Source organism: Nocardia sp. CNS-044, from assembly GCF_059570515.1.
The window spans coordinates 364,474-380,962 of sequence record NZ_JCANSX010000007.1; the positions used below are offsets into that span (position 1 = coordinate 364,474).

At 65.9% G+C, this 16,489-nt stretch carries 15 protein-coding genes and 4 pseudogenes; 8 read left to right on the forward strand and 11 right to left on the reverse strand.

The window, feature by feature from the left end; translation table 11 throughout:
• Positions 1-102: 102 nt before the first annotated feature.
• Positions 103-843 carry a glucose 1-dehydrogenase gene (locus tag T333_RS16445; RefSeq protein ID WP_141812420.1) on the forward strand — a complete coding sequence of 247 codons (741 nt, stop codon included), beginning with the start codon at positions 103-105 and terminating at the stop codon, positions 841-843.
• A gap of 43 nt (positions 844-886) precedes the next feature.
• Here T333_RS16445 and T333_RS16450 read toward each other — a convergent pair whose 3' ends face one another.
• Positions 887-1,516, reverse strand: coding sequence for a LysE/ArgO family amino acid transporter (locus T333_RS16450; protein WP_496424987.1), 630 nt, complete (start codon positions 1,514-1,516; stop codon positions 887-889).
• 68 nt (positions 1,517-1,584) lie between these two features.
• Here T333_RS16450 and T333_RS16455 point away from each other — a divergent pair, with 68 nt between their 5' ends.
• Entirely contained in the window at positions 1,585-2,469 is an 885-nt protein-coding gene (locus T333_RS16455) for a LysR family transcriptional regulator ArgP (protein ID WP_496424988.1), read from the forward strand.
• A gap of 195 nt (positions 2,470-2,664) precedes the next feature.
• Here T333_RS16455 and T333_RS16460 read toward each other — a convergent pair.
• The 3 genes and pseudogenes from T333_RS16460 to T333_RS16470 all read right to left on the reverse strand — a co-directional run.
• A pseudogene (locus T333_RS16460) lies at positions 2,665-2,967 on the reverse strand (PaaI family thioesterase); the annotation flags it as partial.
• Between the two features lie 69 nt (positions 2,968-3,036).
• Positions 3,037-3,348, reverse strand: a complete 312-nt coding sequence (gene ppnP, locus T333_RS16465) for a pyrimidine/purine nucleoside phosphorylase (RefSeq protein ID WP_496424989.1) — start codon at positions 3,346-3,348, stop codon at positions 3,037-3,039.
• Between the two features lie 110 nt (positions 3,349-3,458).
• The gene (locus T333_RS16470; protein WP_496424990.1) at positions 3,459-3,806 is read right to left on the reverse strand and encodes a winged helix-turn-helix transcriptional regulator; all 348 of its coding nucleotides are present in this window, start codon (positions 3,804-3,806) and stop codon (positions 3,459-3,461) included.
• A 104-nt stretch (positions 3,807-3,910) separates the two neighbouring features.
• On the opposite strand from T333_RS16470, the pseudogene T333_RS16475 reads away from it, so the two are divergent.
• Positions 3,911-4,624: pseudogene (locus T333_RS16475) on the forward strand (SDR family oxidoreductase); the annotation flags it as partial.
• Between the two features lie 248 nt (positions 4,625-4,872).
• On the opposite strand, the gene T333_RS16480 reads toward T333_RS16475, so the two are convergent.
• Positions 4,873-5,343 (reverse strand): flavodoxin family protein, encoded by a 471-nt coding sequence (locus T333_RS16480; RefSeq protein WP_496424991.1) that lies wholly within the window; start codon positions 5,341-5,343, stop codon positions 4,873-4,875.
• Positions 5,344-5,713: 370 nt separating this feature from the next.
• On the opposite strand from T333_RS16480, the gene T333_RS16485 reads away from it, so the two are divergent.
• The gene (locus T333_RS16485; protein WP_357252008.1) at positions 5,714-7,267 is read left to right on the forward strand and encodes an acyl-CoA carboxylase subunit beta; all 1,554 of its coding nucleotides are present in this window, start codon (positions 5,714-5,716) and stop codon (positions 7,265-7,267) included.
• A 265-nt stretch (positions 7,268-7,532) separates the two neighbouring features.
• Here T333_RS16485 and T333_RS16490 read toward each other — a convergent pair whose 3' ends face one another.
• Positions 7,533-7,952, reverse strand: coding sequence for an ester cyclase (locus tag T333_RS16490; RefSeq protein WP_496424992.1), 420 nt, complete (start codon positions 7,950-7,952; stop codon positions 7,533-7,535).
• A 21-nt stretch (positions 7,953-7,973) separates the two neighbouring features.
• Positions 7,974-8,777, reverse strand: coding sequence for an SDR family NAD(P)-dependent oxidoreductase (locus tag T333_RS16495; RefSeq protein WP_496424993.1), 804 nt, complete (start codon positions 8,775-8,777; stop codon positions 7,974-7,976).
• Positions 8,778-8,835: 58 nt separating this feature from the next.
• Here T333_RS16495 and T333_RS16500 point away from each other — a divergent pair, with 58 nt between their 5' ends.
• A complete protein-coding gene (locus T333_RS16500; RefSeq protein ID WP_496424994.1) occupies positions 8,836-9,498 on the forward strand; it encodes a TetR family transcriptional regulator in 663 nt (220 codons plus the stop codon).
• A 151-nt stretch (positions 9,499-9,649) separates the two neighbouring features.
• On the forward strand, positions 9,650-11,185 hold the full coding sequence (locus tag T333_RS16505) for an FAD-binding protein (protein ID WP_496425311.1): 1,536 nt from the start codon (positions 9,650-9,652) through the stop codon (positions 11,183-11,185).
• Positions 11,186-11,197: 12 nt separating this feature from the next.
• Here T333_RS16505 and T333_RS16510 read toward each other — a convergent pair whose 3' ends face one another.
• The 3 genes and pseudogenes from T333_RS16510 to T333_RS16520 all read right to left on the reverse strand — a co-directional run.
• Complete coding sequence (locus tag T333_RS16510; protein ID WP_496424995.1) at positions 11,198-11,569, reverse strand: alpha/beta fold hydrolase; 372 nt, start codon at positions 11,567-11,569, stop codon at positions 11,198-11,200.
• Positions 11,478-12,092, reverse strand: a pseudogene (locus T333_RS16515) (alpha/beta fold hydrolase); the annotation flags it as partial. The gene T333_RS16510 and the pseudogene T333_RS16515, both read right to left, overlap by 92 nt.
• Positions 12,076-12,498 (reverse strand): annotated as a pseudogene (locus T333_RS16520) (PHA/PHB synthase family protein); the annotation flags it as partial. The pseudogenes T333_RS16515 and T333_RS16520, both read right to left, overlap by 17 nt.
• A gap of 197 nt (positions 12,499-12,695) precedes the next feature.
• Here T333_RS16520 and T333_RS16525 point away from each other — a divergent pair.
• Together T333_RS16525 and T333_RS16530 are read left to right on the forward strand one after the other, a co-directional pair.
• Positions 12,696-12,932, forward strand: coding sequence for a hypothetical protein (locus tag T333_RS16525; protein ID WP_355000711.1), 237 nt, complete (start codon positions 12,696-12,698; stop codon positions 12,930-12,932).
• A gap of 153 nt (positions 12,933-13,085) precedes the next feature.
• Positions 13,086-13,946: a hypothetical protein gene (locus T333_RS16530; protein ID WP_496424996.1), complete on the forward strand. Its 861-nt coding sequence runs from the start codon at positions 13,086-13,088 to the stop codon at positions 13,944-13,946.
• 258 nt (positions 13,947-14,204) lie between these two features.
• Here the strand turns inward: T333_RS16530 and T333_RS16535 are convergent, their stop codons facing one another.
• Positions 14,205-16,472: an insecticidal delta-endotoxin domain-containing protein gene (locus tag T333_RS16535; RefSeq protein ID WP_496424997.1), complete on the reverse strand. Its 2,268-nt coding sequence runs from the start codon at positions 16,470-16,472 to the stop codon at positions 14,205-14,207.
• Positions 16,473-16,489 lie beyond the last annotated feature (17 nt).

Consider the following 16,489-nt stretch of genomic DNA (forward strand, 5'->3'; position numbering starts at 1 on the left):
GTTGTGGGCCTTCTTCGCTGTGCCGACGCGCCTTCGAGCCGCAACCGTCCAGAAGTTATGTAACGTGTTCACGACTGTTCCGGGACGGACGGAGGTATCGCAATGGGGCGACTCACCGGCAAGGTGGCCTTGATCAGCGGCGGAGCCCGCGGCATGGGCGCCGCGCACGCCAGGAAGTTCGTGGCCGAGGACGCGCGCGTGGTGCTCGGCGACATTCTCGACGACGAGGGCAAGGCGCTGGCCGAGGAACTCGGCGACCACGCCGTCTACGTGCACCTCGACGTCCGGCAGAAGCAGGACTGGCAGGCCGCCGCCGAAGAGGCCGTGCGGCGTTTCGGCGCGCTGAACGTGCTGGTGAACAATGCGGGGATCGTCAACGGGAACCTGCTGGTGGACTTCGCGCTCGAGGAGTGGCAGCGCATCGTCGACATCAACCTGACCGGCACGTTCCTCGGTATGCAGGCCGCGACCCCGGCGATGATCGAGGCGGGCGGCGGTTCCATCGTCAACATCTCCTCCGTCGAGGGCATGCGTGGGAGTCCCGGTCTGCACGGGTACACGGCGACCAAGTTCGCGGTCCGCGGGCTCACGAAGTCGACGGCGCTGGAGCTGGCGCAGTACGGGATTCGGGTGAATTCGGTGCATCCCGGCTTGATCAGCACGCCGATGACCGAGGGAATTCCAGCGGACTTCCTGCAGATCCCGCTGGGGCGGGCCGCCGATCCGGCCGAGGTGTCGAACCTGGTGACCTATTTGGCGAGTGACGAGTCGTCGTATTCGACGGGCGCGGAGTTCGTCATCGATGGTGGGTTGACGGTGGGGGTGCCGCACAAGACTTTCTAGTGCCGCACAAAGGTTGGACATCCAATTCTGGACGCGGCACTCGTCAGCTCGAAAGCAGCAGGCCCGCGGCGAGGGTGAACATGATCAGCGCGATCGCTGAATCCAGCGCTCGCCAGGCCGCGGGGCGGGCGAACAGCGGACTCAGCAGGCGGGCGCCGAAGCCGAGGGTGACGAACCAGAGGATGCTGGCGAGCATCGCGCCCGCGCCGAGGAACCAGCGGTCCGGCGGGGCGTAGGTGTTGGCGAAGGAGCCGAGCAGCAGGACCGTGTCCAGGTAGACGTGTGGGTTGAGCCAGGTCAGCGCCAGGCAGGTGAGGACCGTCGCGCCCAGTGCCACCGACGTGCCCGCCCCGTCCGCGGTGAGGGTGCCGCCGGAGATCGCACGCCGCGCCGCGAGCACGCCGTAGCCGATGAGGAACGCGGCGCCCGCGTAGCGCACCACCGTCACCACCGAGGGCAGCGACTCCACCAGCGCTCCGAAGCCCGCGATGCCCGCGGCGATCAGCACGATGTCCGACACCGCGCACACCGCGACCACCGCGGCGACGTGCTGTCCGCGCACACCTTGGCGCAGCACGAAGGCGTTCTGCGCGCCGATCGCCACGATCAGCGACAACCCGAAACCCAAACCGGAGATGGTGGCGAAACCCGCCGAGGAAACCGTCACGTCCATCGACGCTATGACCGCGCCATTCAACCAGACAAGCTAAAGATTCTGAAGCATCATTACAATTTCTTGATATGGATTTGCAGCTGGACCAGCTCAGGGCGCTCAACGCGGCGGTCACCGAGGGAACCTTCGAGGCGGCCGCGCGCAGTCTGCGGGTCACTCCGTCGGCGGTCAGCCAGCGCATCAAAGCGCTCGAGGAAGCGGCCGGTCGCATCCTGCTGCAACGCACGAAACCGGTGCGCGCCACCGAATCCGGGCTCGCCGTGCTGCGCCTAGCCAGGCAGATCGACCTGCTCACCGGCGACACGGCCCGTGAACTCGGCGACGCCGACCACCCCGTCGACCGCCCGATCCGCCTCCCCATCGCGGTGAACGCCGACTCGCTCGAGACGTGGGTGATGCCCGCCCTCCGCGACGCACCGCCCGGCGTGTGCTTCGAAATCCACCGCGAGGACGAGGAGCACACCACCGCCCTGCTGCGCGACGGCACTGTCATGGCGGCCATCACCGCCACCGCGAAGCCGGTGCAGGGTTGCAAGGTCGACAAGCTCGGCGCCATGCGGTACCGCCCGATGGCCAACCCCGAGTTCGCCCGGATCTGGTTCGCCGACGGCCCGACCGCCAAGGCCTACGCCGCGGCGCCCGTCGTCCTGTTCGACCGCAAAGACGACCTCCAGGACCGCCATCTCCGCCGCCGCACTCGACAGCCGATCGATCCGCCCCGCCACTACGTCCCCTCGTCCACCGCCTTCGGCACGGCCGTTCGCCTCGGCCTCGGCTGGGGCATGCTGCCGGACCTGCAGACCGCCGACGACTCACCGACGAGTTTGGTTCCGATAGACGGGGATTCGTTCATCGACGTGCCGCTCTACTGGCAGCAGTGGAAGTTGCACTCCCCCGCGTTGAGCGCGATCGCGGGGGCGATTGCCGAGGCGGCTGCCGCGGCGCTGCGCTGAGTTGTCCAAGCTAGGCCGCGTCGCCCGCGCTCCGCTGACTCGTCGAGCCCGCGAGCTCGGTCGCAGCGCGTGCCGAGCCGACCCCCGCGCAGTGTCGCGAGCCACCCGCCGCAGCGGGACGTTGTGCCGCGCAGTCGCCGAAGCAGCCGGGCGCGCTGCACTGCACTGCCGAGAGTGCCTGCGCACGTAGAGTTCCTGGCTCGTGCGCGCGACCAGCTCGCCGTCGGCACCGACGAGCTCGGCGGAGTGGTTGGTGCGAGAGACGCCGTCCGCCTCCAGATTCGCGCGGATCTCGGCCATGTCTTCGGGCGGCATCAGCATCGTCACGCGCACCAACCCGCGACCCGGACGCACGAATTCCGTTGTGGCCGTGATGTTCCAGACGCGGTATCCCTCGCCCAGCTGCCACAGGGCCATCAGCCCGAAGAACGGGTCGGTCATCATGGACAGAATTCCGCCGAACGCCACACCCGCGCGGTTCTTGTTCCAGCCGCTCACCTTGTGCCGGACGATTCACCGGCCGACACTGTCGCGGCCCGCAAGCACGGCGGCGGAGGTGTCGAGAACTCAGCCGAAGTGGCAGACGTAATGCACCGTCTCCAGAACCTCGATCTGGAACGAGCTGTCGCCGGGCACGTCGAACGACTCGCCGCCCTTGTAGGTCACGGCCTCGGTCACACCGGCGAGGGTGACCTTGCACTCGCCCTCGATGAGTTCCATGATCTCCGGTGCGCCGGTGTTGAACGTCAGGGTCGAGGGCAGGATGACGCCGACCGACTTGGCGGTGCCGTCGGCCAGCTCGATGCTGTGGCTGACGCACTTGCCGTCGAAGTAGACGTTGGCCTTCTTCGTGACGCTGACATTCTCGAACTGCGACATGGTCTCTTTTCCCGTGCTGAAGTGGAGCCGTCAGCCTACTTCAGCAGCGGCGAGGCGCTCGCGCCCACCGGGTTGAGGCCGTCCAGCAGTCGGCCCGTCGGCGCGCACGGTCAGTCGCCCGCCTCCGGGAACAACCTCTCCCACCGCCGCGACCACTCCCACACCGGCGCCAGTGCCGCGCCGAGTTGCCTTCCGGCCGTGGTCAATTCGTAGGACTTGTCCGGCTTCTTGACGATCAGCCCCGCGGCCTGAAGGTGCTGCAAGCGCACCGAGAGCATGCTCGACGAGCACTGCCCCATCCGGCGGCGCAGTTCGAGAAAGCCCAGCGTGCCGGGCTCCAACTCCCACACGATGCGCAGCATCCACCGCTGGCCGAGCAGTTCCATAGCGGCGAGCATCGGTTCGTTCGCGGGGTCGGCCGCACCTCGCGACGGTTTCGCACCGCTTGCGCTTCTCATTTCGAACCACCATAGTGATTCTGTTTTAGAAGCAACCGGGCGGGCGGCGGTCCGCGCAGGAAAGGAACGTGGTGCGCGAACCGAACATCTCGACCGACCAGCGAATCGCCCTCGTCACCGGCGCCTCCCGAGGGATCGGCGCCGACACCGCCCGCATCCTCGCGGCTCGCGGCGACCACGTGATCGTCAACTACCGCGAGAAGCGCCGCCGCGCCCAGTCCATCGCCGACGAGATCACGGCCGCCGGAGGCACCGCGTCGGTCGCGGGAGCGGACGTCTCGGACGAAACCGCCACCCGCGCATTGATCGCCGATATCGCCGACCGCTTCGGCCGCCTGGATGTCTTGGTACTCAACGCATCCGGCGGCCTCGAACGCGACGCGGCCGCCGACTACGCCATGTCCATCAACCGCGACGCGCAACTGCGCCTGACCCGACTCGCGTTGCCCCTCATGCCATCCGGCGGCCGCATCGTCTTCGTCACCAGCCATCAGGCCCACTTCCACGGCCGCAAACCCGTCCCCGCCGACTACGAACCGATCGCCGCCAGCAAACGCGCGGGCGAGGACGCCCTTCGCGCCCTCATCCCCGAACTAGAGGCCCTCGGCATCACCCTCACCGTCGTCTCCGGCGACATGATCGACGGCACCATCATCGTCCGCCTCCTCGAACGCCGAGACCCGGACGCCGTCACCACCCGCCGCGACCACGGCCCACTCCCCACCGTCGAAGAGTTCGCCACCGCCATCGCCGACGCCACGACGGCCCCGACCGAATCCGGCCACACCGTCTACATCGGTGGCCCCGACTACCTCGCGAGCACGTCGACCGACGAGAAGGAGCCAGGCCAGTCGACGGACGATCAGTCAACCCCGCCCGAGCAGTCGGCCGATGACGACTACGACGATGACGACTACGACGTCAGCCTGGAGGATCCCGTCATCGAGGACGGCGTGCCGACGACCTGGCAGGATTTCGCCGAAGACGCCCGCACAGGTGGATCCAGCGACTTCGAGCCGACGATTCCCGGCCCGGAATTCGGGAGCGTCACCCTTCCGGGAGACGCCTATGTGATCGAGTAGGTGCCTGCCAGTCCTTCGGCGAACGTGCGCGCCGCCCCCAGGTCGGTGGAGTTCGGCCGCCCTTTCCGGATACCGCCGACGAGTTTGAATGGCGCGTACGTGTCGAATGCCCGACACGAGAAGGTGTCGACTACCTCGAAGCCCTTCTGGTCGAGCATCCGCACGAGAGGTCGAGAGAAGCGCTGGAACCGCGCCTCGGGAAAGCCACTCGTGGCGAACACGAACGCTTTCCGCCGTTGCGCATCCGGCAGCGACCTGATGAACTCGCGCAGCTCCGCGTGGAAGGATCCCAGGAAGATCCCCGAACCGAATCCCACCAAGTCATAGGTGGAAAGCTCGGCCGCGTCGACTTGGGCGGGGCTGACGACACGGGCCTCCAGAACCTGCCCGATGACGTCGGCGACCTTCTTGGTGTTGCCATGCGACACCGAGGTACAGACGATGACGGCCTTCATTGCGATGTCCCCCTTCGCTTTCCCGATCCGGGGTGCCCGTCGACTGGGGCGCCACCGGGCTGAGCCACAAGACCAGCCTAGCGAGCGATCGCGGCGACGTGCTTTCCCTCCTGGCCGCGCGATCCTCGCCACGGCGCTCACAGGTCCCTGGTCGAAGTCGTAGCGGTACACCGCCCGGCTCCAGCGGGCAGTGCCAGGTATTCGGGGTCGCATCCGATGGGCATACCGCTGACTGTGTCTTTGGGCGGGAGGTGATGTGCGTCCGGCCTCGTCTGTGATTTGTCCCGGATATCCGGCCCGATGTCACGTTCCGCCTCGACACCGCCTAACGTCGCGACGGCAACAGTTGGTTTGAAAGGTGGCAGCGAGCGTGGCAGGTACCCAGGCGAAGATCGATGAACTGGTCAAGATCCTGGCAATCGCTGAGGAACCGGCAGGTGAGGCCGGTGTCGCCAAGCGGGAGAAGAAGGGCATTCCGAGCGTTCGCCAGCGGGTGGAGATGCTGCTCGACCCCGGGACGTTCATCGAGACCGGTGCGCTGGCTCGTCAGCCCGGCCAGCCGGACGCTCTCTACGGTGACGGGCTGGTCACCGGTCGCGGGCTGATCGCGGGCCGCCCGGTGGTGGTGATCGCCCACGATCAGACCGTCTACGGCGGGTCGGTCGGTATCACGTCCGCGCGCAAGTTCATGCGGGCGCTGCAACTCGCGTTCGACAACGCGTGCCCGGTGGTGACGATCAACGACTCCGGCGGCGCGCGGATCCAGGACGCGGTGGGTTCGATCGCTTCGTTCGGTGATATTTCCCGGGTGCTGGAGAAGCTGTCCGGGTATGTGCCGCAGGTGTCGATCATTCTCGGCAAGTGCGCCGCGGGTTCGGTGTACGGGCCGATCAACACCGACGTGCTCATCGGCACCAAGGATTCCTACATGTTCGTCACCGGGCCGGAGGTGATCAAAGCCGTCAATGGTGAGGACATCACCGCCGAGGAGCTCGGCGGCGCCAAGGTGCAGGCCGAGCGCGGGACGCTGCATCACGTCGCCGACACCGAACAGGAAGCCTACGACTGGGCCCGCAACTACCTGAGCTACATGCCGACCAGCTGCCTCGAGCAGCCGCCGATCGTCAACCCCGGCCTGGAGCCGGAGATCACCGCTTCCGACCGGGAACTCGAGAAGATCATCCCGGATTCCGATCGCTCCGGTTACGACATGCACGAGATTCTGCTGCGGATCTTCGACGACGGTGAGTTCCACGAGGTCCGCGAAGCGTTCGCCCCGAATCTGATCACCGGGTTCGCCAGGGTCGACGGATATCCGGTCGGTGTGATCGCCAATCAGCCGTTGGTGCTGGGTGGTTCCATCGACGCCGCCTGCTCCGACAAGTCGACCTACTTCATCCGGCTCTGCGACGCGTTCAACATCCCGCTGGTGTTCGTCGCCGACACCCCCGGTGTGCTGCCGGGGCTCGATCAGGAAGCCAATGGTGTGATCATCCGCGGCGGCCGGGTCCCGCGCGCGATCATCGAGGCGACGGTTCCGATCATCAACCTGGTCGTGCGCAAGTCCTACGGCGGCGCCTACGGCATGATGGCGGCCCGGCAGGTGGGCGCCGACATCAGTTTCGCCTGGCCGACGGCCCGGATCGCGGTGATCGGCGCCGACAGCGCGGTCGACCTCATCGGCAAGCGGCAGCTGGCGGCGGTGCCGGAGGAGCATCGGGCGGCGGCGCGCGAGTTCATGGTCAACCAGTACAACGAGACGATCGCCACCCCCTGGATCGCCGCCGAACGCGGCTACATCGACGCGGTCATCGAACCGGCGACCACCCGCCTGGAGATCCGGAGCGCGCTGCGCCTGCTGCGGGACAAGCCGAAGGTGAAGCCGGAGTTCAACCCGCGGAAACACCCGGTGTACCCGATGTGATCCGCCCCGGGCCGGTCACCCGTCCGGTCGGCGACCGAAGATCCATCGTGGCCATGAAGTCCGGGGCGAACGACCACCACTCACCCGGTGAGCATCGGCAATGTCGGCGCCGTGGGCGGACCGCGGTGAGCACGGCATAACCGGCGTATCGATATCCTGCCGTTCGCTCCGGCCAGACCGGAGCGAACGGACGGTCATAGGGATCGTCCACGTCGTATCGAGGCGAGTCCTGCCGCGTCGGGCAGCGCGGATGAAGTTGGCGAGGTTATGCCGTGCCGGTGCCGGCGCATCCGGTGAGTTGCGACAGGACGGCCGCGGTGTCGAAGAAGACGCGTTCGCCGATGACGTAGCCCTCGTCGTCGAAGGTGACGACAGCGACCATCTCGATGGCAATCGTGTTCCCGCTCGGCGCTATTCCCGCGTAGTGCCCGTCGTGGATACCGTCGAAGCGAACCAGCGCGGCACCAGTGGAATTCACTTGCCCGAGGGGCTGGATAGTGGCGGTGAGGTCGCTGAAGCCGTCGAAAAGCGCGGACTCTCGCGCGGCCAGCGCCGTAAGACCTTGCTGGGGACCGGTCAGGGGTGAGTCGTAGGCGGCGGGCTCTCGCCACAGGCCGACGACCTCGTCCACGCTGTGCTTGTTCACCGCGGCCGCGGCCGCTGTGGCGAAATTCTGGATGAACATGTCTTGCTCTTTCCGATTCGATCAATTGGTTTGGGATACAGGCGATTCCGGTCGGACGGAACGCTCGGCGAGCGCGATCGCCCACTTGGCGGGAATTCGGCAGGCGATGCGCGCCAGCAGTGCGTTCGCCGCGCCGTCGACGATGTCGGGGCGGTTCGATCCGAGCGCGCCCAAGGCCGCTTCGACGACCTGTTCGGGCGAGCGCCTGCTGCCGACCGAGGCGTCCTCGCCGGCGATCTCGAAGAACGCGGTGTCGGTAGCACCCGGGCTCACGGCAAGTACCTGGACTCCGGTGCCGCGGGTCTCGGACCAGAGCGCGCGGGTGAAGGACAGCACGTACGCCTTGGTCGCCGCGTACACCGCCATGTGCGGGACCGGCTGAAACGCGGCGGTGCTGGCCACATTGACGACGGCTCCGCGGCCGCGAGCGATCATGCTGGGCAACAGGATTGCGGTGAGCTCGGTCAAAGCGGTGATGTTCACCGCGATCTGACTCGAGACGGCCCCGAGGTCGGCGTCGGCGAGGTCGCCGTGGAATCCGAGTCCCGCATTGTTGACGAGCGCGTCGACGGTGATCGCACGCTGTGCGAGCAGTTCGGCGACGCTCGCCGCGGCGTTCGGGGCGCCGAGGTCCGCGGGGATGACCTCCACGCTCGAACCGAATCGGGCGTGCAGTTCCTCGGCCTGTGCTCGCAATACCGCCTCCCTGCGGGCGACCAGAACGAGGTCACCACCGTCCGCGGCGATACGCGCGGCGAAGGCGCGCCCGATACCCGATGACGCCCCGGTCACCAGTACTCGCTGTCGGTCGAAATATCCGGCCACCACCATCTCCTTAATTAAACCTTCATGCCGGTCTAATTAATACCGCTATGCTGAGGCCATGGCAAGCCCCCACCGCAGCACGCAGGCCCGGCGACGCGTCGGCCGCCCGTCCGGCCCAACCGAACACGGAGCGGCATCCCGAGAGCGGATTCTCGATGCCGCCGCCGCTGTGTTCGCGCAGGTCGGATACGACCGGGCACGCATGGCCGACGTTGTCGAAGCGAGCGGAATGACCAAGGGCTCGGTCTACTTTCATTTCGAGAGCAAGGAAGCCCTCGCCGTCGCCGTGCTCACCGAGAAACACGCGCAATGGCTCGATCGGGTACACGCACGACTGGCCACGGCACCCCCTGGGCTGCAACGGATGGAAGCGCTGCTGCCCGCCATGCTGGATCTCCACCGTGACGACCCCGACGCCTGGGTCATTTCGCGCCTTGCCCAGAACCTCGCCCAGGTGCCCGCGACCCGCGACCTCGCCACGGAACTGACCCGCCGATGGATCGACCGCGTCGCCGACCTCATTCGCGACGCCCAGCACATCGGTGAGGTATCAGACGAAGTCGACCCCCAACAGCTCGCCACCGTCCTCGTCGGCGCCTTCGACGGCCTGAAGACGACCATCGGAACAGTAAGCGACGACCCCCGCGCCGCCGATCAACAGCTCGAGGCCTGCGGCGCTCTCCTGCTGGCGATGATGCGGTCGGTCGTCCTGTCCCACTGATCGACTTCGACAATCCATCTTCGCCGCCCGAGGCTGAAAGCGTTCGATCTTCTCCCGCTGCGCCGCCATTCCGATGACCGGGATCGCCGGTGCTCCGGCCGAGGCGGCCGAGCCTAGCGTCGACGGAAACACGGTGGCGCGGGAGGAAACAGTGGTGGATTGGAACGACGAAGTCGATGTGCTGGTCGCGGGTTCGGGTGGCGGTCTGGCCGGCGCCTACACCGCGGCCCGCGAGGGACTGAGCGTCGCGGTCGTCGAGGCGACCGACAAATTCGGCGGCACCACCGCCTATTCGGGTGGCGGCGGCGTGTGGTTCCCCTGTAACCCCGTGCTGCAACGAGCGGGCAGCGACGACACCATCGAGGACGCGCTCACCTACTACCACGCCGTCGTCGGCGACCGGACCCCGCGGGAACTGCAGGAAACCTATGTCCGCCGCGGCCGCGACCTCATCGAATACCTCGAGGCCGACGACCACTTCGCGTTCGAGGTTCTGCCCTGGCCGGACTACTTCGGCACGGCGCCGAAGGCCCGTCTCGACGGACTGCGCCACACCATGCCCACGCCGCTCCCCGCCGCGGAACTCGGAGAGTTGCGCGAGTCCCTCCGCGGACCACTCGACACCGACCGGCTCGGCGCGCCGCTGCCCGAGGTGCTGATCGGCGGTCGAGCACTCATCGGCCGGTTCCTGCAGGCGCTGTCGACCTACCCGCACGTCCGGTTGCACCTGAACTCGCCGCTGATCGAGCTGGTCGTCGAGGGCGGCACGGTAGTCGGCGCCCTGATCGAACGCGACGGCGAACGCTTCGCGATCCGTGCGCGGCGCGGCGTGCTCCTGGCGACCGGCGGCTTCGAGCAGAACGACGAGATGCGCCGTCAGTACGGCGTGCCGGGAGAGGCCCGAGACACCATGGGCCCCTGGGGAAATCAAGGATTCGCGCACCGGGCCGGCATCGCGGCGGGCGCCGACGTCGACCTGATGGACCAGGCGTGGTGGTCGCCCGGGCTGACCCATCCCGACGGTCGCTCGGCGTTCGCGCTGTGGTTCACCGGCGGCATCTTCGTCGGCCAGGACGGCAAGCGGTTCGTCAACGAGTCCGCGCCCTACGACCGGCTCGGTCGCGAGGTGATCCGGCAGCTGCGGGAAGGCTCGATCACCCTGCCCTACTGGATGGTCTACGACCACAAGGAAGGCGAGAAGCCGCCGGTCAAGGCGACCAACGTCTCGATGGTGGAGACCGAGAAGTACGTCGCCGCCGGTCTCTGGCACACCGCCGACACACTGCCCGAACTCGCGGAGAAGATCGGCGTCCCGGCCGACGCGCTCGTCGCGACCGTCGACCGGTTCAACACGATGGCCGCCGCCGGCGTCGACACCGACTTCGGCCGCGGTGACGAAGCCTACGATCGCGCCTTCTCCGACGGTGAACCGCCGCTGGTGCCGATCGACCGAGGACCGTTCCACGCCGCCGCGTTCGGCATCTCGGACCTGGGGACCAAGGGCGGGCTGCGAACCGACAGCGCGGCACGGGTGCTCGACCGAGACGGCGCGCCGATCCCTGGCCTGTACGCGGCGGGCAACACCATGGCGGCGGTCAGCGGCACCGTCTATCCCGGTGGCGGCAATCCGATCGGCGCATCGATGTTGTTCAGCCATCTGGCGGTGCGGGACATGCTCGGCGACTGACGCGGCGGTGGATCAGTCGGCAATGCTGTCGGACGACGGACAATCTCCGTCCAGGACGCGCTGAGGCGCCCTGCGGAAGCGTTCGATGACCGGAGCCAATTCCGCGGCATTGGTGATGAGGTCGACGTGGCCGCCGGGGTGGAGGTGAACGGCGGCATGCGGGAGCAGCCGTCGCATGATGCGGGGATTGGCGAGCGGAATGATCGGATCGTCGGCACCGGCGATGATCAAGGTGGGCTGGCGAATCAGCGGAAGGGCGGGCAGGCTGGTCCAGACCGAGCCTGCCAGCAGCTGGTGGAGGGTAGCCGACGCGGGAGCCCGCCATGAGCTGGCGATCGAGCAGTTGCCGCACGACGCGTGGGTCGTCACGCGCGCTGCCGCCATAGATGCCGGCGGCGATCCGGGCAGCGTATTCGTGATCCAGGAATCGGCGTGGGGTCAGCATCTTCAGCAGGGCCCGCGGATCGCCGGGAACCATGAGGATTCCGGTACCGGTGGCCACCAGGATCATGGTGCGGCAGCGGCGTGGATGCTGGAAGGCGAACTGCTGGGCCAGCGCGCCGCCCCAGGAGAAGCCGAGGATGTCCACCTGCCCGGAGAAGCCGATCTTGCGCAGCAGTCGGCCGAGCACCGTAGCCAGATACGGGAACCCGTACGGCAAGGGCGAATTCGGCGAGCCGCCGGTGCCGGGAACGTCGATCCGTACCACGGTAGTTTCCGGATCGAGTTGCGCGACAAGGGGATCGAGGACCTCCAGACTGGCGCCGATGCCGTTGCACAACACGAGCGGTACACCGGTCCCCCAGCGCACGTCGACCCGGATCCGCTGTCCGAGTATGGAAACGAGGCGTTGTTCGGTCCTGCCGCGCGAGAGTTCCGCGCCGGGGCCCTCAGTGTTCGCGCACATAAGTCCCCGGCGCCGGTGCGAGCGGCGGCAATTCGGCACTACCGAGCGTGGTCGGCGCCGCGATGTCCGGACCGCTGCGCTCGGCGAGCCATTCGACGTAGTTCGGCCACCACGAACCCTGCTGCGTAGCATGCCTTTCGGCCCATCCGTCGGGTTCGATCTGGTCTACCGGCCCGATGCGGTAGGAAGCCCTGGGGTTGCCAGGCGGGTTGACCAAGGCCGCGATATGGCCGCTGGTGGACAGGACGAAACGAAGATCCTTGCTGCCGAGCAGCCGCGCGCTGCGGTAGCAGGCTTGCCACGGGGAGATGTGATCGGCGATGCCCGCCACGACGTAGGCGTCGACCGGCAGCATCGACAGGTCGATCCGGGTGCCGAGCATGGTCGCCTGGTTCGGGGCAGCGAGTGTGACCGATCGGGTGCGGACGGTGCCGCTGCTGATAGTGCCGCCGATACCAGAGGCACGGTTGGTTCGTCGGAAAGAGGCGAATTGCGCACGACCATCGTAGTTCTCCCGTTATCGGCACGACGCCGACTGTTCATTGTCGTTGTCAGGTACTGGGATCGGTGGTAGAGCGCCGATCCGGAGCCTGCCGAGCAGCGATGGTCGTCGAGGCTGCAGGTCAGGATCGCGAGCAGTCGGCTCTGGCGACGTTGCCGGCTGCCATCGAATCGATGCGAGCTTCGGCCGCGATCCGTGCCCCGAACGGTAAACCGGGCACGCGAGTGCGCCATCATCTCGAGAAGACGAAATCCGCCCCGGTAGTTGTTCCGGCAAAACTGGTGGAGGGTAGTTATTCGATCCATGCGCTATTCGTGTCGGCCACTCCTGAGGACTGACCTTTAGCGCTGTGACCGCTTCTGCGGTGCTCCCGGGTGGGCGCGTCAATGGCCCGAACACAGGTGGGCCATGGAAAACTTCGGGGGCCTGGTCGCTGCGCTCTCGCCCTCTGGAATCGGCGCCGGCCGCGAATACAGGCAGGTCAGTCAGTGATGTCCGGCTTCATCAGCGAGAACGAAGTTGTCGCTGAACGGTCCGAAATCTGCTCAGCGCTGGGTCTCCGCCGCGTCGGGGTGGCGTCGAGTGGTCGCGGCTACGGCGGCTTATGCGGCGGTGGCGTTGTGCCCGACCGGTTCCGGAGTGGCCCAAGCTCAGCCGGGTTTCCGCCGCCCATCGGTTCGGAGATCCCCAGTTCGATGCTCGCTGTCGACAGCAAGTTCGAGTACGGCGGCCAGACCTACACCGTCACGTTCAAGGGTGGGATCAAACAACGCATCGAAGAATATCCCGACGATCCTCTCAACAGTGTGCGACTGCGCACCGTCGAATTCAGGATGATGTCGGAGATCGAGGAAGACGGCACCCTCGAACAGAACGATGTCGATGCCGACGCGCGCAGCACGGTGATGCGCACCCAGCAGAACCCGCCGCGGTACGAGGAGAAGGACTTCCTCGACGACGCCGTAACCATCGACGGCCCGGTAAAGGGGCCGGTCGTGCTGCACGCTAAGGTCCTGATGATTCTGACCGCGCAGCTCACCCAGTTCCCTGCACGCGGTGAAATGTTCCACCTGCACGAACCGGTCGAGTTCGTCGACCCCGACAACCCCGATACCGGGGACGGAATCGGCCGGGCGGGCAGCAGTGCCGAGGGAAGGCCGGGCAGAGGTCTTCGGCTGACCGCCGCGGCCTGGTACCGCGACCCCGCCCATAGCGGTATCGGGCACCCGGTGCAGCGGCCTGGGCAACGTCGATCTCGCGCTGCGAGTAGTTCCGGTTCCGAATTCCGAATATGGACGTGCCCCTCCGCTCCCGAAGGGGGCAGCCGGGTGGTGGCTGTTCAGAATCCGTAGCGGTATCGCTGCGTCGGCATCGAGCCCGTGGCCTGTGGCGTGATCGAGCCACTCCGGGGCGGGGCCCCGCCCCGGTCGGTTCTCGTCCACAGTTTCCACAGCCACGCGGGGGCCGCGGAGGAGTCGGCACGTCGGTCACTTCCGGCGCCACGGGGGACGATCGCCGTGCCAGATCCAGTGCCCGTGGAGGAACTCGTCGGGCACTGGATCTCGCTGACGGTGGTTCTGTCGACGGGGTTTGGGTGTCGGGCCGGTGGTCTAGAGCGTGGTGGGGTTGGTGGTGAGGTCGTCGTTGGTGAGTAGGAGGTGATTGTCGAGGGTGATGTCGGTGGGTGCGATGTGTCCGCTGGTGGATGTGAGGGTGAAAGTGATCGTTTCACCGGGGGCCGGGGGTGTGGCGGCGGTGATCGTGGCTTGGGTGCCGCGGTCGGTGGTGGTGTGAGTGAGTTCGAGTCCGTCGTCGCTGTCGAAAATGAGCCCGTCGCCGGTTTCGGCAGGCAGCATCAGCCGCAGGGTCCACGGGCCCGGGATTACTTCCGCGGCGGTGGGGTTGTGCAGGACGAATTCTGTGGTGGCGGAGTATCCGATTGGGGACGGGTCCATCCACAGCGACGGCAGTTGATTGACGAGCCCGTCGCCGAGGACCGGCGCGGGCACGAGTACCCACCGGGTCGCCTGGACTCGATCGGACTGGCCCTCGACCAGGGTGTCGTCGGCCACCGTGGCGTAGTGGTCGCGACCTTGGCTGCGGCAGCCCATCATCCAGGTGCCGTCGGTGCCGTCGGGATCGGTGCCGTTGCCGGTGTCCGAGGCCGGGTTCGGATGCAAGTCCCACACGTTGTCGTCGGTCGCGGGCTCGTCCGCGTCGACGAGGCGCAGGCCATCGGGGCTGTATTGCAGCCGCTGCCCACTGTAGGCGTTGACCAGGACCCACCCGCCGTCCTCGGTTGCGTCGATGACCCAGTCACGACTACGGGAGCCTGCGACCTCACGCACCACCGGCCGTGGACTACTGGTCAGCGTGTAGTGATCCACATCCAGAAAGCCGCCACTGTCGGCGTCGATGACGTGGTACGCCTGCCCGGACACCAACTTTGGCCGGATGTTGAAGGAATTGAAAGTATCATTCCATGGGGCCGGTTTGAAACTGGCCATCATGCAGTTCGCCTGCCCGAGGGAATTCTGACTCAGGATCCGCAACTGAGAAAGGGCGAAACCGGGAATGCTGCATTCGAGTTTGGTATCTTCATCCTCGCGGATGCCGATAGAATCTTTATTGCCTGACGAATCTTCAACATCCACACGGTGAAAGCGGGTATCGAAGGGTCCCCCCCGGGATTGAGGTTTCGAACAGTAGAGTGTGAGGTCGGCGATATAGAAAGGGATAAGGACTGGAGTAGGGAAGAATGATTCTTTCTTTTGCCACGGCGGCCGTGCGGGGGTCCGACGATTCACTCTTCTGCCCGTTCCCGAAGTGTTATTTCCGTTGTAGGAACATTGGTTGATCAGTGAATATTCAACGGTCCGGGATGATCCCCATGAACCGACTGTTCTCGTTCCAAAATCTGCACCGATTTCCAACCACCGTAGAGATTCGCTGGTTTGCAGCTTTTTGGGGCCTGGCCAGCTCGAGTCTATCCATCGGCGGAAATCCGTACTTTGGTCGTAGCCGAACGGGCCGAAGTGGAGCTCGATTTCCCGGGGTATGTCGATGGGTTTCCAGTCGGGGTCCTCCATGTATGGCCAGAGGAGGGTGAATTCGTAGGCGCCAAGGTACATGATGCGCGAGTAGCCGACATTGCAGCTCCAGTGCGGCATGGGGCGCTTCTGGCCCTCGTCATAGGTTTTCCGAACATAGTCGACGTATTTCTCGATACCCTCTTTGAGTTCACTCTTCGTTACTGCGATATCTCCTTCGGAGATTTCGAGTATCTTGGCGAACTTGAGCTTTTCGCGCAGTAGCATCAGGTGCATGTTCGCCGCCATGGCAAAGTAAGGAAGTGCATCGAAACGATACTGCCCTACCGTGAGATCGGGGATACGGTTGTTGAGATAGCGGATCGCGCCGTTCAGTTCCTCGTTGGTGCGCCGCACATCCCAGGCATCTGTTCCGTACTGCTTGGCATATTTCCGATAGTAGTTGACGCTTCTATGCGTACCTTCCAGAATCTTCTCGGCGGATTCGTTGTAGAAGACCTGGATCTCTTGCTTGGTGACCTCTCGTATCAGCCGGATAAGGGCTTCGTGTTTCTCTTTCTCCTCCTCTTGATTGCCCGGATTTATCGCATCCATAAGCATTCCGACGGCTGAACCCAGGATGCCGCCTATTACCGGCACAAACCCAAGCCCCATGCAGATTGCCTGTTTATTGGCCCAGAAAATCCCGGCCAAAAATTGTTCTTCGCTGATCCCTGAGGTTGGTGCGGCTTCGATTCGAACGTCTTGCAGTTCCTTTTCATCAGCTGCAACCGCACCTCCGCTCGAACGCTGCGGTGGATACGTCGGATGCTCATCGGTTTCGGACATCGAAAACTCCTCCGTGG